The 14,773-nt window shown below is 49.0% G+C and carries 15 protein-coding genes; 4 read left to right on the top strand and 11 right to left on the bottom strand.

Features of this window, described 5'->3' with window-relative positions:
* The first annotated feature begins 7 nt into the window (after positions 1–7).
* Both BFW38_RS11215 and BFW38_RS11210 read left to right on the top strand, forming a co-directional pair.
* Positions 8–1,528 carry a hypothetical protein gene (locus BFW38_RS11215; protein ID WP_068998775.1) on the top strand — a complete coding sequence of 507 codons (1,521 nt, stop codon included), beginning with the start codon at positions 8–10 and terminating at the stop codon, positions 1,526–1,528.
* Between the two features lie 41 nt (positions 1,529–1,569).
* Complete coding sequence (locus BFW38_RS11210; RefSeq protein WP_068998773.1) at positions 1,570–2,523, top strand: hypothetical protein; 954 nt, start codon at positions 1,570–1,572, stop codon at positions 2,521–2,523.
* A gap of 175 nt (positions 2,524–2,698) precedes the next feature.
* Here the strand turns inward: BFW38_RS11210 and BFW38_RS11205 are convergent, their stop codons facing one another.
* The 5 genes from BFW38_RS11205 to BFW38_RS11185 form a co-directional block, all read right to left on the bottom strand.
* Positions 2,699–3,673 (bottom strand): GntR family transcriptional regulator, encoded by a 975-nt coding sequence (locus BFW38_RS11205; RefSeq protein ID WP_068998771.1) that lies wholly within the window; start codon positions 3,671–3,673, stop codon positions 2,699–2,701.
* A gap of 49 nt (positions 3,674–3,722) precedes the next feature.
* Positions 3,723–5,252 (bottom strand): UxaA family hydrolase, encoded by a 1,530-nt coding sequence (locus BFW38_RS11200; RefSeq protein ID WP_068998769.1) that lies wholly within the window; start codon positions 5,250–5,252, stop codon positions 3,723–3,725.
* Between the two features lie 304 nt (positions 5,253–5,556).
* Positions 5,557–5,913, bottom strand: a complete 357-nt coding sequence (locus BFW38_RS11195) for a hypothetical protein (RefSeq protein ID WP_068998767.1) — start codon at positions 5,911–5,913, stop codon at positions 5,557–5,559.
* 18 nt (positions 5,914–5,931) lie between these two features.
* On the bottom strand, positions 5,932–6,378 hold the full coding sequence (locus BFW38_RS11190) for a riboflavin biosynthesis intermediates N-glycosidase (RefSeq protein WP_068998765.1): 447 nt from the start codon (positions 6,376–6,378) through the stop codon (positions 5,932–5,934).
* Positions 6,379–6,409: 31 nt separating this feature from the next.
* Positions 6,410–6,829 carry a DUF6678 family protein gene (locus BFW38_RS11185; RefSeq protein WP_139116613.1) on the bottom strand — a complete coding sequence of 140 codons (420 nt, stop codon included), beginning with the start codon at positions 6,827–6,829 and terminating at the stop codon, positions 6,410–6,412.
* Between the two features lie 162 nt (positions 6,830–6,991).
* Between BFW38_RS11185 and BFW38_RS11180 the strand changes: the two genes are divergently transcribed.
* Positions 6,992–7,642, top strand: a complete 651-nt coding sequence (locus BFW38_RS11180) for a MarC family protein (protein ID WP_245686138.1) — start codon at positions 6,992–6,994, stop codon at positions 7,640–7,642.
* A 138-nt stretch (positions 7,643–7,780) separates the two neighbouring features.
* On the opposite strand, the gene BFW38_RS11175 is transcribed toward BFW38_RS11180, so the two are convergent.
* The 5 genes from BFW38_RS11175 to BFW38_RS11155 all read right to left on the bottom strand — a co-directional run bounded on the left by BFW38_RS11175 (position 7,781) and on the right by BFW38_RS11155 (position 12,180).
* Complete coding sequence (locus tag BFW38_RS11175; protein ID WP_139116612.1) at positions 7,781–8,596, bottom strand: hypothetical protein; 816 nt, start codon at positions 8,594–8,596, stop codon at positions 7,781–7,783.
* Positions 8,597–8,776: 180 nt separating this feature from the next.
* Positions 8,777–9,058: a hypothetical protein gene (locus BFW38_RS17750; RefSeq protein ID WP_084004602.1), complete on the bottom strand. Its 282-nt coding sequence runs from the start codon at positions 9,056–9,058 to the stop codon at positions 8,777–8,779.
* 118 nt (positions 9,059–9,176) lie between these two features.
* A complete protein-coding gene (locus BFW38_RS11165) occupies positions 9,177–10,199 on the bottom strand; it encodes an ArsA family ATPase (protein WP_068998753.1) in 1,023 nt (340 codons plus the stop codon).
* Between the two features lie 14 nt (positions 10,200–10,213).
* On the bottom strand, positions 10,214–10,441 hold the full coding sequence (locus BFW38_RS11160) for a cory-CC-star protein (RefSeq protein WP_139116691.1): 228 nt from the start codon (positions 10,439–10,441) through the stop codon (positions 10,214–10,216).
* Between the two features lie 47 nt (positions 10,442–10,488).
* The gene (locus BFW38_RS11155; protein WP_068998751.1) at positions 10,489–12,180 is read right to left on the bottom strand and encodes a carbon starvation CstA family protein; all 1,692 of its coding nucleotides are present in this window, start codon (positions 12,178–12,180) and stop codon (positions 10,489–10,491) included.
* Between the two features lie 391 nt (positions 12,181–12,571).
* Between BFW38_RS11155 and corA the strand changes: the two genes are divergently transcribed.
* The gene (gene corA, locus BFW38_RS11150; RefSeq protein ID WP_068998749.1) at positions 12,572–13,525 is read left to right on the top strand and encodes a magnesium/cobalt transporter CorA; all 954 of its coding nucleotides are present in this window, start codon (positions 12,572–12,574) and stop codon (positions 13,523–13,525) included.
* Between the two features lie 344 nt (positions 13,526–13,869).
* Here corA and tsaA read toward each other — a convergent pair whose 3' ends face one another.
* Positions 13,870–14,679: a tRNA (N6-threonylcarbamoyladenosine(37)-N6)-methyltransferase TrmO gene (gene tsaA, locus BFW38_RS11145; protein ID WP_068998743.1), complete on the bottom strand. Its 810-nt coding sequence runs from the start codon at positions 14,677–14,679 to the stop codon at positions 13,870–13,872.
* Positions 14,680–14,773: the final 94 nt, after the last annotated feature.

Raw genomic sequence — 14,773 nt, 5'->3', positions numbered from 1 at the left:
TAAAATAATGAAACCTATAAAAGCCAAATATACTGAAATTGTCTTACTCCTAGCCAGGTTAATTCCTTGGGTATTTCCTAAGTGGCTTCGGTTTATTGCAAAGAGCTATTCTCGAAAAGAGCAAGAGTCGATCCAGCATCTGTATGAAAAGGAGGATCGAATTAAATCTGCCAGTCTTTTTGATGGAAGCTTCACGTGGAAAGCTATAAGCGTAGTTGTAAAGGTTGATCATGATGATTTGGATTCGATTCGCCGATGGCTAAAGTCCAATGCGTCTCCTGGTGATTACAACCCTGAGAGAGATGATTCCGTCTTTGAAAACAAGTATGACCATGGTGGAGGGTACAGAAATTTAGGTTGGATTCATTTTCACAGAGAAAACAGGCTGACTTCCTTATTGAGAATGGAGGAAGAATCAGAGTTTTGTGATTCTTGTTACGTGTCTTTGTCCAAGTACTCGTATGGAATTAATTATTTGTCCCTATATTTTTTCCTGAAGGAGTCAGCAACAGGAATGGTCTCCAGCGTTGATGTAAGCGAGGTAAAGAGATACTACGCCTTTGCTTCCGCAAATCCATTTTCACAGCAATTTAGAGCCATTCGACATCATGACAAACGAAACCTAGTTGAAGACCTTATAAACGAGAATATAAATAAGGTTTGCAGCGATGTGGTCAGTATGGCTAAAAAAGTCCTTAGTCTATGGCGAATAACTAAGGATGATTCAAAGTTAACGCTAATTGCAGATATCTATCGAGATACTAATGAGCCTTATTTTGTTGAAGCTGATGAATGCGAGGATGATAGCCATGTTTGCGTTTGTCGACGAAGTCTTGGATTTTTTGATGAAAAAATAAGCAGTGATAATTCAGAACACTTCTTAAGCCGTTACGTGGTAGAGAAGAATGATCTAGATGCGTTATTTATAAAGAGCAAAAGCTTAGAAGAGTTTGACCAGTTTGATAATTTTGCTCGGAATGGGTTGGCTCTATACGACTCACACATATTTATCTCAATGTTTATTGATGTGGCAAGACAACAGGTAGAGATTTCGGAGTACGCTAATTCAGCATTATTGAAGAACTCAAACAAGGTTGAAAAAAATTATGACATACTTTTCGAGTCTACCAACCAGCTAGAATCATTAAGGGAAAATATTCTGGCGATTCAGAAAGAGATTCCTCATGGCTGTAGGAAGTCTTACTCGGATACCGCAAAAAGAATTGCAAAATATAGGCTTAATCTTGCTGATAAATTAAAAGCATCTATAGATCGTAGGCTGTCCGGATTAAATAGTGAAATGCAGGTTCAAAATCTTCGTTTCAATAGGAAATATTCATTGATAGTGGGGGTTTTGATTATAGTTCAGATCTTACTGGCAGCACTAACGATTGACTGGGATAACTTAGAAAAAAGATTTAATTCGAGCTTTCTCAGGCATGAAGAGGTTGTTCTGAAACAAAGCTCAACGGAGACAGACGAACATAACAAACTACTGCAGCCGACCGCTAACGCGTCGGCTGAGTAGGGCGTTACCTTTCTTCTTGAAATATAAATCGGAGCTTTAGCTTGATAGAGAATGCGGGTTTTGAGGACATTCGGAGAGGGTTAGAATTTACGAAGCAGTCTGAGTTCGCGAAAGCTACTCGGAGAATTGTTTATAACTTCTCCGAAATTAATATTGAAGAGAGAGGTCATTTCCATGTTGATGTTATGTCTGGGATTGGGTCGGGGCTGATTGTATATCAGAACTTCCGTTTCTTTTTGCTTACTGCTAAGCATAACCTTAAGCAGCTATATCCTCTAGAGCTTAGAAATGAGTCCCCGATATGGGTGCCAAAAGATCATCCACCGAATTGGGATGATATGTTAGATTTTTTTATGGCGAGAAGAATCTGGTATGTGGGAGAACTGATCGACTATGAGAGGTCAAGTTTTGATCCGCAAGATGTTGTGTTGGTCGAGTTCTTCTTTCCGATGAAGCCAATGTCCTTACCCCAACAGTTTATTAATGTTGGAACTTCAGATTATTTTTTAGATAAGGATAGCTTTTTTGAAAAGCAAATCCTCATGTGCAGCGGGTTTCCAGCAAAATATAACTTTTACGACAATTTAGACGAGCGCTCTGAATTTACACAATCTACAATGTTCAATCTGGACCATAAAGTAGGATTGTTTATTAGAGATGAGCATGACGGTTTTGTGTCATTTAGTGATGAGATGAATATTACGCATGAAGAACTTAACGGGATGAGCGGCGGACCGGTTTACAGTGTTTTTCATGATGATAGTGAGGTGAGGCTGGCCGGTATTAGCCTTTCTGGGGGTGGAAGTAAACTAAGATTTTTACCCGCCTACGTGTTTCACGATGCGGTTATCTCATACAAAAATGCAAGATGTGAGGTAGTTGATGAAGCCTCTTATTTGGCTGATGAAAACGAACGACCAGATGAGATGCTCAGAATGTATTGTGACATGGAAAATAAAGATGAACATTTCAGGCGACGACTGGGTTTGTGTTAGCAGCACAAAAGGTAGCAAGGGAGGGTGTTCATATTTCTGTGTCGCCCTTCCGTCTGGTCGCGTGAACGTTCACCGCTAAATGCGGGAATTGAGGCTTTAAATCTGGTTGGGTCTGATCAGGCAAGCGGATAAGGAGCGATCCAACCGCGTTTGTTGGCCACTAGTTGTGTCTAGGTTATTCCTCAGAGATCCAGCGAAGGTAGTCAGGTGCTTGGATGTGCCCTTGGGTTCGAAATTCGCTTAGGCGGTGTCGCACTTTTGTTTCTGAGTCGAGGAGGTGTTGTTTCAGGGCTTCAGCGGCTTGGGGGCCTTTTCCCTGGGCCATGAGGTGGAAGATGAGGCGGTGATCTTCCAGGAAGGGGTCTGCATTGGGGAGTTGAAGTGGCCCTTCTAATAAGTGTTTGCTGATCAGTAGGACTGGGCGGGTACGCCCTAGCATGGTCAGGATTTCATCATTGTCGCCGTACTGGAGGGTGTCACGGTGAAGGTGGTGTTCCAGTGTATCGAGTTGGCGTGGTTCGATATTCGGGTAGTGAATCGCGGCATGGTTCAGGTCGTTGATAAAACGGTTCAATATGGCTGGGGGAATCCGGCTGGCGGCACGTTCCAGCATAAAGGGTTCTAACAGGATGCGGGCTTCATAGAGTTGATGAAGGCGCGCATCATTGAGTGGGACCACTTGCCAGCCACTGTATTTCTCGCGTTCGACAACCCCTAGATACTGTAACTTCAGCAAAATCTGTTGGGTGACGCTGCGGCTGACTTGAAGGGTGTTGGCGAGGTGAAGTTCGTTGATTTCCCAGCGGCCAAGCATTGAGCAGAGCACGGTGTCGCGCTCAACGTCTGCGGCTAGGGTGGTCCAGTCGTTTTCTCGTTGGATTGTGGTGCCACTTTTTTGAAACGCTTCGGCATGGATCTCGCGTCGGATGATACGCTTGGGGGTGTGGCCTACTAGAAAGCCGCGGCCCTCAAAGCGGCTGATGAGGCCTTCTTCATGCAGCCGGTTCAGGGTATCTCTGACGGGTGACCGGCTCATTGAAAAAAGCCGCGCAAGGCGGCTTTCGAGTAGTACTAATCCGGGCTCTAGGGCGCCGCTTTTGATGCTGGTGCTGAGCGCTTGGTAGAGTTGGTCTTTTAATGCGTTTGCCATGTGACGACTGACCTTGTTGCGGTTTGCCGCCGTGGGCGGTTGGGCTGGATCAGGTGATCGCGCCGACTGACCAGGGCACAAACTCGTTGTTGCCATAACCCAGTGATTCACTGGCACTGGCCTCACCTGAGGCGATGGCAATGATCCGTTCAAACACGGCTTCGCCGACCGCTTCAATGGCGCGGTCGCCCTCAATAATGGTGCCGCAGTTGATGTCCATATCTTCAGCGATACGTTGGTACATGGCGCTATTGGTGGCGAGTTTAATGCAAGGCGCAGGTTTAAAGCCAGATACGGAGCCGCGACCGGTGGTGAAGCAAACAACATTGGCGCCAGAGGCAATTTGCCCGGTGACGGAGACGGGGTCGTAGCCTGGGCTATCCATGAAATTAAAGCCTGCTACGGTTCTGGGCTCGGCGTATTCGAGTACATCGTTGAGGCTGCTAGTGCCGCCTTTGGCGACAGCGCCAAGCGATTTTTCCAGAATCGTGGTCAGGCCGCCCGCTTTGTTGCCGGGGGAGGGGTTGTTGTTCAGCTCTGCGTTGTTGATTGCGGTGTAGTGCTTCCACCAGTCGATGCGATCAAGCAGCTTTTGTGCCACGGGTTGGCTGATCGCACGATCTAGCAATAGATGCTCGGCGCCATAAATCTCAGGGGTTTCCGCCAGAATGACGCTGCCGCCATGGCGCACAATGAGGTCGGCGGCATAACCCAGTGCCGGGTTCGCGGTGATTCCCGAGTAGCCATCAGAGCCGCCACATTGTAGGGCCACACAAAGCTCGCTGAGGGGCACGCTGGAGCGGCTGACGGGTTGGCGTTCACGCGCCATAGCGAGCAATTTTTCCTCCGCTAGTTTGATGCTGGCACGGGTGCCGCCGGCCTCTTGAATATTGAAGTAGAAGACGCTTGGGTCAGATTCGGCGTGCTGTCGGGCGATCATGTCTTTGACCTGATAGGTCTCACACCCCAAGCCAATCACCAGTATGAACGCAAAGTTGGGGTGATCGGCATAGCCGCGCATCACCCGGTCCAGAAAGGTAAAGCCCTCGTGCTCGGTGTTGATGGCACAGCCAGAGCCGTGGGTGATGGCGACGACGCCATCGTAGCCTAGGGCTTTGAGTGTTTCTGATGAGTCGAGTTTATCGGCGACGGCCTTGGACACGGTGGCCGAGCAGTTCACCGTCGAGAGAATGCCAATGTAATTGCGCGTACCCACTTTGCCATTGGGGCGGACAAAGCCTTGAAAGGTGCGTGTGTGGTCAGTCACGGGGGTGATTTGGGCAGGCACAAATTGATCCAATGAAGAAGCGCGCTCCTGCATGGCGACATTCTGTGTGTGAACGTGAGCACCGGCCTCAATCGTTTGAGTCGCATAGCCAATCACCTGGCCATATTTCAGAATATGCTCGCCCGGTTCAATCGTTTTTAGCGCCAGTTTGTGACCGGCGGGAATCGGTTGCCGCGTGGTGACGTCAGCGATGCCGACGGGCATGCCTTGAGACATCACGTTCATCGCCACTGCCACATTATCGTGCTCGTGCAGCCGTTTTACGGTACTGGATGACGTAATCAATTCCATCTTCGCCCTCTGATATTCAATTATTGTTTTGAGTGGACTGTTGTGGCGCTTTTCATGAAATTGTTTTAGTAGTTTGTTTTTATTGAATTATTTTGAGTGAAGCTCAGGTTTTGAGCCGTGTAGGCCGATGAAGCATGATGGGATATTGGCATTAAATGACTATTGTGCACAATAGTCATTTTGTATGCTGAAAATAGCACAGCACAAAAGTGATGATGAGGTGAGAAGGCTCGGCGCATCAGCATCGAATCGAGTCGCTGACACGGTGTTGCGGGCTATACGGAGAGCTTATCGAGTCGTGAGCTTAGGCGTGATAGGCGCAACCCTCGATGAACACTTGCCCTTCATGTTCTCTGAAACCATAAATCAGTAGCCCTGGCTCTGGGCGTTTTTCCAGATCGACCTTCCACAGCACAATGACGTGATCGGGGTTGCGATGAATGGCGACTAAATCTGCAATGGTATGCTGACCGTGCAGATTATAGTTCTCTTCAATCTGCCGATAGAACTCATCTTCGGGGAAGTTCTCCGTTGGATCTTCCTCGATGAAGTAGCGAATAAACTCATGATAGTTTTTTTCATTCCAAGCCTGTTCGGTATGCTCCGCCAAGGGTTTGACAACGGCGAGAATGTCATCATCACTCAGGTTCATCGCTTCCATATCACTCTCCATCTGCGGCTAGGCTGAGGAGGCTTTAAGCTCGGCCCGTAGCTGCATCAGTAAAATACCAAGCCTATTTTTACCTTTGCCATTGGAGCCAATTCCCCAATATTGATCATAGGGTGAATTTTCAACCAGTTCTTTCTTCCCGGTGCCGAGCAGAATTTTCTTCAGTTCAGGGTCTTTGAATTTCTCTCTTAATCCTTTGAGCATCACCTCTTCTTTAATTGAATCCCAGTCTGATCGAATAGGTATTGCTCTAGATTGACCCAAATCTTTGGCTTGCTTGGGGGAGGCACAGTTTCGGATTTTATCGAAGTGAGCAGTGCCCTCAAATTTCATGGCTTGGAAATAATGTTCCATCGTACGCCATCGATGGCCATCCAGGACAAAGCCAAACCCGGCAAAGTTGGAGAGTTGATAATACTTGTCACCTTTGTCGAAAAAGTAAATAACCTTAGCCATACTGCGATATCACCTGAACTTTGAATACAATTTATATCAATGAAACTGCCTGGCCGGGTTTGAGGTATCCCCATACTCGAAGCGATTGACCTTCTATGCTGAAGGGAATGTGATGGGTTTTGAGCAGGTCTGTAAGGTAATCCGTATTGTCTGTGAGTTTATCAGGCAAGAGTTGGCCTCTGCGTTCTTTCTGAATAGGATTAATTTCGAGCCATACAATAGATTTGAATGGCGGCAAGTGGTAGTGCCAATCGTAATCCCATTCTGGTTCGAGATCTTCGGCATCTCGTAAGCAGTAGGCACGCCAAGGCGGCCTTCGGTAGGATTCTTGCTGCATTAAAGCCTGCAGTTTTTCCCACTTGGTTTGGTTCATGACACTGACAAGCCCTTCCCGAGCGATATAGCGTGCCATCCTGTGGCGATCCTTTGCTTGTTCTTCGGTTTCAGTCATGAGATCACACCTGTTTAACGTTGCTTAGATGGCGTTCTCTTCCGTTGGGGGGTCACATTGGTATCATCAGCGAGGCCCTCAATATGAATCCCCTATAGACATACCCCTATAAAAAAACATGATAATCCCTTCATTTCTCAATCACATAAAGCTGATAACCTCATGATGCACGATATCACGACCATGGCGATCTCTGTTTTTATGGGCTTCTTTGCCATGATGAATCCGATTGCGAATACTGCAGTATTCATTGGCATGACGGCAAACCAAAATCAGCAACAGCGTAAAAATACGACGATTAAGGCGTTACTTACGGCATTTTTGATCATCACGGCTTTTTGTTTGCTCGGCAAAGGTATCTTCGAAGTCTTTGGTATTACCTTGCCTGCATTACGTATTTCAGGGGGGATTTTAGTCTTTATCGTCGGTTATCATATGCTTAATGGGCGCACCTCAAATCTCCACTCTCGCGCAACCCTCCCGCCTGATGATGACGATATTGATATTGCCATCTCGCCTTTAGCGATACCGATTCTGGCTGGGCCAGGCACCATTGCGACCGCCATGAACTATTCAGCATCTGGCGAGATGCTGCATATTGTGATTACAATTATTATATTCGCTATACTGTGCCTGATTACTTTTGCTTGCTTTTTATATGGTGCAAAATTAATTGAAAAAATAGGCGAAGCGGGCGTAAGTATTACAACAAGATTAATGGGGCTTATCCTTACCATTATCGGTACCCAGATGTTTATACAAGGCGTTCATGATGCTTATATTCTCTTCCAAAGTGCGAAGATAGGAAGCTGATCGGGTTTTATCTAGGGGGGGGTGAAAGGTAGGGCGCTTGATTGAATAAGGGCTAAGATTTTTAGGTACGCAGTGTTTGGGCAGGCAATCACTAAGGCTGGCCTGCCCTCTCATTTGATATGTTTTGCTTAGAATATATTATTGCCGAGTTAATATTTCGCTGTATTTTTTAAAGCCAAGAAAATAGGTGTATTTAATTTGGTCCGGAGATTCAATAGGAGTGAGCCCCTCAATAATCTGCAGTTTATGTTTTAGAGCGTTGAATAATATGGGTCTGTCAGAATAAGTGAATTTGATGAAGACTAAAGATTTATCATCGTGATTCAGGAGGCTATAAAGGTAGTTCCAGTCTCTGGTACTTTGGTTTTGAATACTATATTGGCCATTGGCATCTTTGTGGATTTCAACTATGAGTTGGCCCTCTTTGTTCATCCATTTACCCTCATATCGCTCTAACCCTGGCGCCTCGGGAATGATTGGGTTTGGCTCAAAGTCTGATGGCTTGTAAGGTGTTTGGCCCAGTTCTTTTTGTAGCGCTTCTTTGCGGTCACATAGTGGAGACACCTGATCAACTTTGATGTAGTTTAAGTTGAAAACTTCATCACCAATTATTTGCCTCAGCAGCATAGTGTCGTCTTTGATTTCAGCTATATATAGAAATATAGGAGTATCGCCTTGGTTTATTCTTATGAACTTTCTTTCATTGTTGATTTTGTAAGTTGAGACTTCCGTTTCGTTAGTGGGTTCTTGCCCACAGTTGAATACATGTAGAGTACTTTTCCCCTCTGCCGTAAATTCAGCAACATTCGCTATGCCATTAGAGAGAGGCACCATTGCCCATGTGCCAACGATGGGCATATAGGGGCCTTGTGATGTATTGGATTTTCTGGGGGTTAATGCTGAACATGAGGCTAGGAATATAGCGCTGATGAGGATAACAGCCAGTCGGTGCATGTTGCTTTCCCTGTGAGTATTGAGTCGATGATGACTGATTACGGCGTCTTTTGTGATGACGCTGGTGGTTATTAATATGCTTTTTGGATGCCTCAATTTTGACCTTGGGTGCCAATATTGTCCATTGGGAGAGAGTCGTTGGACTCATTATTCTTGGTCATTTGGGCATTTTTTAAGTGGTTATAACGGTTCGGCGAGGCCGTTTTTAACCATGACGGTATGGATCTTGCGGCTGCTTTTGGCGAGTTTATTGATGTCGCCGAGGGTTGGGGTGTCGCCACGTTCGAGGGCGGCTTCCCAATCGAGGATTTCGGTTTCGAGGTATTCCATGAGTTTTTTCGGGCAGCCGACACAGTGGGCGCGGCAGAGGTAGGCGTCGGGTTGTTCGATGGGGAGGTTGTGTCTGATTTGGGTGATCAGGTTCTGCATGGCTTCAGGAGCGGTGGGGTGATGGCGTGGCATAAAGGCTCTCCATGAGTGGCACCATATATCCTGCGATTGAAATTATGGCGCCGATCACTTAGGAGGCTAAAGCCTTAAGGCAGCTTTCATTGACTTGAGGCAAATGATGATGTGGATTTTAAACGGTTTGAGGGGCCTTGATCAGTTGGTGTCCAAGTTGGCTGAGGGCATCTAGGCCTTGAATATCATCAGCCATCAGCGGTACGAGGTGTTTGGGCAGCTGCTTAAGGCGTTGGTTGAGGTCTTCCAGGTGACGTTGTTGGCGTTCAAAGCGGGCAGCCCAGAAGCCTTGCTGTTCGGTGTCGGGCAGCAGTCGATTGACGACGGCTCCAGCAACCGGGATGTGGGCGTCTTGGAGTGATTGAACGGCGCGTTCGGTTTCCAGTATCGGTAGTTTTTCCGGCGTTAGCACAAATAAGAAGCCGGTTTGTTCGGGGTCGGCCAGTTGGTGGCGCGTTCGATGGAAGAGGCGCTGGCGGGCCAGTAGCGTTTCGGCCAGGGCTTTGCTTTTGTCGTCCATGTCTTCGAAGGCATTGTCTTGCGGGTCTTTCATTGGGTTATCGACGCTGCGGCCGGGGGTGAGGTGAGCCAGCACCTGCCCCAGCTTTTCGGAGCGCTTATTGTGTTTGAGCAGGCCATCTGTCCAGGCGGCCATCACTTCGGGCAGGCTGAGCAGGCGGAGGGTATGGCCGGTCGGAGCCGTGTCGAATATCAGCAGGTCGTAAGTCTCTAAGCCGGATTCGATCAGTTGAGCCAAACGTTCCAGCAGGGCCGCTTCCTGTGCGCCGGGGGATTGCTTGGAGAGGCGCAGTTGGCGGGTGAGTTCGCCCATTTGATCGGGACCAACGTAGCGTCGCATTTGGCCCATGACGCGTTCAAGGTAGGTATCAACCTCGGCGTCGGGGTCGAGCTCTAAGGCGGTTAAGTTGGCAGCCATTTGAGTTTCATGGCCGCCAATCGGGCGATCAAAAGCATCGGCTAAGCTGTGGGCGGGGTCGGTGGAGATCAGCAGCACTCGTCGCCCGCTTTCGGCGGCGGCGACAGCCAGTGCCGCTGAGATGGTGGTTTTTCCAACACCCCCTTTGCCGCCGACAAAAAGCAGGCGTTTATGTTGAAGCAGTGGGGCCAGCTCAAGTGTCATAATGCGGGTCCAGGTTAGCAGCAGCGAAAATGATCAAGCGGTGAGCGTTCCATACCCATGCGTTGGTGCCATTGGTGGAAGCGCTCCAGCAGCAAGGGCTGGAGCTCAAGACAGTACCAGGAGGCCGGGTTGGGCACGCCCATCATTTCTGAGAAGACCAGTAGCATGAAGAGGTCATCCTCTTCACGCTTGGCCCGAGCAATGGCGGCCCGATAGGGGGCATTGTAATACTGTGCCCCCATTTCACTGGCCTTGTGATACCAGTATTTCAATCGGTTTAACGTGATCTTCACGCGTCAGCCTCAGCCATTTCGCGCTTGGTCCGACGCAGTGCTGAAGCACATTCCAGGGTGACCAGAATCGCTGCCACCAGCACAACAATATCAAGCCCCAGCAGGAACCAGTTCTGGCTTTCATAGAAGCCTTTCAGCTGTAGCAACAGGGCAGCCAGTGTCATGACCAGCAGGAAGACCAGCGGTATCAGGGTATAGGCTGAGGCGATTTTACGGCGTACCAGCATCACCGTGATGACCAGTAGGGTTAAACCGGCCAGCAGTTGGTTAGTGGTGCCAAACAACGGCCAGATGATCAGCCCGCCAGTCCCATCAGCGCCACCGGCACCAAAGGCGAGAACAAGACAGCTACCGACTGCCAGTAAGGTGGCGGGCAGGGCTTTCCCCATCCATTTGATGTTATAAATCTCACCCCATTCTTGGAAGATGTAGCGCTGCAGGCGTAGGCCGGTATCCATGGTGGTGCCTGCAAACAAGGCGGCCATGACGGTCAGCAGGGTTGAAGCGACCACTTCATCAATGCCTGTACCCGCATGCAGGATGGTGGCACCGCCATTGACGAATGCCAGTACGCCGCCTTGACCGAAGGCGTGATAAACCGCTTTCCAGTCCGCTAGTGAGGCAAAGCCTGCTGTTGCGGCAATGATCGCGGCCAATGCCAGAGCCCCTTCGCCGACGGCGCCGAAGTAACCGACAAAACGGGCATCCGTTTCTTTATCCAGCTGTTTGGAGCTGGTACCGGAGGCCACTAGGCCGTGGAAACCGGAGATGGCACCGCAGGCAATGGTGACAAAGAGTAAGGGGATCATTGACGGCGTCCCTTCAGGGACATCGATATTAATCATGGGGGCGACGACGGTGGGGTTTGCAATCAATACCGCGCCATAAAGCAGGATCAGACCAACAAACAGTTGCAGGCCATTGATGTAATCACGGGGTTGCAGCAGCATCCATACGGGCAGCAGTGAAGCAATGGCAGCGTAAGCAAACAGCAGCAGAATCCAGGCCGCTGAGTCGGAGAGATAGCCGATTGCTTCGAAGCCAATTTGCTCAGGCAATGCCATGGGAACGGAGGGGCCGATATAGATCAGGAAGTAGAGGGCGCCAACGCCTAGAATCGACACCAGCGGGAGACTGGCTTTCATGCGGTAAATGAGCTGGCCAATGAGCAGCGCCACTACGATGGCGCCCCAAACGGGGACGACCGCGCCAGGGTTATTGATCAGCAGTTTGGCAATGACCACACCAAAGACGCCATTGACCATCAGCAGCACCAAGAAGATCACGATCATAAAGACCGAGCGGGCCCGATTACCGACCACTTCGCCGGTCAGGGCGCCGACCGATTTGGCGCGGTTACGCACACTGGCCCAGATGGCCCCTGCATCATGGACACCGGCAAAAAAGATGGTACCGATCGTGACCCACAAGAAGGCTGGTAACCAACCCCAGATCACTGCAATGGCAGGCCCGACAATGGGCGCAGCGCCAGCGACTGAGGTGAAGTGGTGCCCCCAGAGGACAAACTTATTGGTGGGCACAAAGTCGATCCCGTCTTCCATTTCATGGGCGGGTGTTTTGAAGTTTTCATCCAACTTATAGATATGCTGGGCAATGAACTTGGAATAGAACACATACCCCAGGGCCATACCCCCCAGCCCAAAGAGCAGCAAAATAATAGCGCTCATAGATAGAGAGTCCTTAACATCACGAGATGATGTGTTAACACATCTTGGCTGCCTTGCTAGATAATGAGCGAATCATTACCTAACCCCTTAATACTGACAGGTTTACATCGCATAACCCGAACTCCTGCATGTTGCTATGAGGCGGCTTAGCTTGCAATTCGACTTTTGAAAGGTATTGATAGCATCTGTAGCCCACCCTTTCGTCATGATCTTCCTGTAGGCTCCGCTTTTAGGGGCTATTGGATATTGAGCGGTTGTCGGTCTTGAGATGTTGTCGGTCTTGAGCTTTTTTTGTGCTTTCGAGGTGTTTTGTTGGGCACCTGAGAGCGCTAAAGCCTAAGCCTGTGTCTGCCAGGCTGATATGAGGTATCGAATATACCGAGGTCAACGAATGCTAAGATTTTTTAAAATTAACAATGGCTTGATGCAAGAAATTCCAAGAGAAGACGAGCACTTTGCCACCTTGCAACAAGAAGCCGACTGGATTGATGCGACGGAGCCTGATGATGATGAACGGTTACAGCTTCAAGCTATATTGAGCACAGATTTACCGGAATCTGATGATGTTGAAGAAATTGAAGCGTCGGCGCGCTGCTTTGTCGATCAGGCTGGCATTCATGTGCACTCTTTGTTTTTAAATCAGACGGAAGGACGCCATAAAACCTCAACGGTGGCGTGTATTTTACAACAAGACCGTTTGATCACGATTCGCGAAAGTGAATTGGCTGATTTCCGGTTACTGCGGATGCGGGCCCGCCGTGGGCAGATTGCGGTGGATTCACCCGCGCAGTTGCTTGTGACGCTGTTTGAAAACAAGGTCGAGAATCATGCTGACACGTTAGAGGATTTGCATCGACAGCTAGAGGATGTCAGTCATCTGGTGTTGGAAGAAAACGAAAGTGAGTTGGATAGCATTATCGAAAAGCTGGCGAAGCTGGAAGACAGTAACGGAAAAATCCGTTTGTGTTTGATGGATACTCAGCGCGATATTTCTTTTTTGCTGCGTCATATGCGGAATCATCACGAATACTCGGAGACACTCCGCGAGATCATGCGGGATGTGGAGACACTGATGTCTCATTCGACCTTCTTGTTCGATAAAATTAATTTTTTGATGAACTCAACCCAAGGCTTCATCAATATTGAACAGAACAAGATTATCAAAATTTTCTCTATCGCTTCGGTGGTCTTTTTACCACCGACGCTCATCGCCAGTATCTATGGGATGAACTTTCATATGATGCCTGAATTAAATCTCACCTATGGGTATCCCATTGCGTTGGGATTGATGGTGTGTTCGGGGTTCGCGCCTTATTGGTACTTCAAGCATCGCGGTTGGCTGTAAATCCTCACTAAGGCTGCGCTGCTGATACTGGTTAGGTTGCGATTGGTTTCATCACTGACTTGGCTTTGCTGCTTCGACGGTGACTGAGACCCTTTTGCCCCCCGCGCTTAATGAGGGTGACCGTGGAGGCGATGTCTTCATTGAGAGGGCCTTAGCTGAGTGCCAGCCGTTGCGGTCGGCTCAAAAGATCAGATGGGTCGCTTTGAATACTGGTTTTAATCTGTGTGGCCAGTTGATTAGGGATTCGATAGGCTGAATTCAGCAGCCCTTCAATCTTCTCTCTATTCATGCCGGTTTCAACAACGAGTCTTTGCGCGACTTTTGTCGTCGTATTTTCAGTATTTTCATGGCTTCAGCTCGATGACCTCGAACCGAGTCGCATGGGGGGCGGGTTGAGTATCATCACTGAGGCAGCGAAAGCGAACATTGACTCCCATTAGGCGTACGCCATAAATCCGATCAACGTCTGGGTGCTGTTGTTGATAAGCGGGGCGGGGATCTTGCGACAGCACTTCTTCGATCACGGCCTTGAGTCGTTCGGGTTCTTGGTGTTGCGCGGTGGTTGCCAGGGCCTCTGGGCTGAAGCTTACTGGGCGCTGTATCGGAGCGGTCGCGGCCCATTCGCTGTGCGCTTCAGACAGTGAGTCGGCATAAGGAATGTAAGGCTTGATATCGAGAATAGGGGTGCCATCGACCAAGTCTGCGCCACTGATTTCGATCCAGGGGCCGTTCGGATCATCAGCATGAACCGCCTCCAGTTTAACGACCGATAGCCCCATGCTGTTGGGTCGAAAAGGCGAGCGACTGGCAAAGACCCCTAACTTTTGATTCCCTCCGAGTCGCGGTGGGCGGACAGTCGGTTTAAAGGTGGAATCTGGGTTAGCCTCAGCAATGTCTTCTGATGATGTTGGGGTTGAACGCTGGGCCAGGTGAAAGCGAAAAATCAACCAGAGGTGACTATGCTGGTCGAGTCCTTTTAATGCTTCCGGACGATCAAATGGCGGAATCAACACTAAGCGAGCTCGTGCACTGGGGGCGAGTCCGGGTTGCCGAGGCACGGCAAACTTTTCCTCGAAGTCGCTAGTCACCATCGCTATGGGCGTGACAGAGTAAGGGCCATCCAGTGTGTGTGTGAGTCTTTCGTCTTTAGGCATGCAGGGCTCGGCGTTCAAGTCATTTGATCGGGATGTGTTGCAAGGTCATTTAAAGCATCGTTTTACAGGGTCGTTAACCTATACGGAGTCACAT

Source organism: Terasakiispira papahanaumokuakeensis, assembly GCF_001709345.1.
Lineage (GTDB): Bacteria > Pseudomonadota > Gammaproteobacteria > Pseudomonadales > Halomonadaceae > Terasakiispira > Terasakiispira papahanaumokuakeensis.
The sequence above is the reverse complement of the archived record's forward strand: the minus strand, read 5'-3'. Positions and strand labels throughout refer to the sequence as shown.

Excerpts from the sequence above, each read along its gene's own strand:
- BFW38_RS11215 (WP_068998775.1), top strand. The coding sequence starts at position 8 with ATGAAACCTATAAAAGCCAAATATACTGAAATTGTCTTACTCCTAGCC.
- BFW38_RS11205 (WP_068998771.1), bottom strand. The coding sequence starts at position 3,673 with ATGGCAAACGCATTAAAAGACCAACTCTACCAAGCGCTCAGCACCAGC.
- BFW38_RS11200 (WP_068998769.1), bottom strand. The coding sequence starts at position 5,252 with ATGGAATTGATTACGTCATCCAGTACCGTAAAACGGCTGCACGAGCAC.
- BFW38_RS11195 (WP_068998767.1), bottom strand. The coding sequence starts at position 5,913 with ATGGAAGCGATGAACCTGAGTGATGATGACATTCTCGCCGTTGTCAAA.
- BFW38_RS11190 (WP_068998765.1), bottom strand. The coding sequence starts at position 6,378 with ATGGCTAAGGTTATTTACTTTTTCGACAAAGGTGACAAGTATTATCAA.
- BFW38_RS11185 (WP_139116613.1), bottom strand. The coding sequence starts at position 6,829 with ATGACTGAAACCGAAGAACAAGCAAAGGATCGCCACAGGATGGCACGC.
- BFW38_RS11180 (WP_245686138.1), top strand. The coding sequence starts at position 6,992 with ATGATGCACGATATCACGACCATGGCGATCTCTGTTTTTATGGGCTTC.
- BFW38_RS11175 (WP_139116612.1), bottom strand. The coding sequence starts at position 8,596 with ATGCACCGACTGGCTGTTATCCTCATCAGCGCTATATTCCTAGCCTCA.
- BFW38_RS17750 (WP_084004602.1), bottom strand. The coding sequence starts at position 9,058 with ATGCCACGCCATCACCCCACCGCTCCTGAAGCCATGCAGAACCTGATC.
- BFW38_RS11165 (WP_068998753.1), bottom strand. The coding sequence starts at position 10,199 with ATGACACTTGAGCTGGCCCCACTGCTTCAACATAAACGCCTGCTTTTT.
- BFW38_RS11160 (WP_139116691.1), bottom strand. The coding sequence starts at position 10,441 with ATGGGGGCACAGTATTACAATGCCCCCTATCGGGCCGCCATTGCTCGG.
- BFW38_RS11155 (WP_068998751.1), bottom strand. The coding sequence starts at position 12,180 with ATGAGCGCTATTATTTTGCTGCTCTTTGGGCTGGGGGGTATGGCCCTG.
- corA (WP_068998749.1), top strand. The coding sequence starts at position 12,572 with ATGCTAAGATTTTTTAAAATTAACAATGGCTTGATGCAAGAAATTCCA.
- tsaA (WP_068998743.1), bottom strand. The coding sequence starts at position 14,679 with ATGCCTAAAGACGAAAGACTCACACACACACTGGATGGCCCTTACTCT.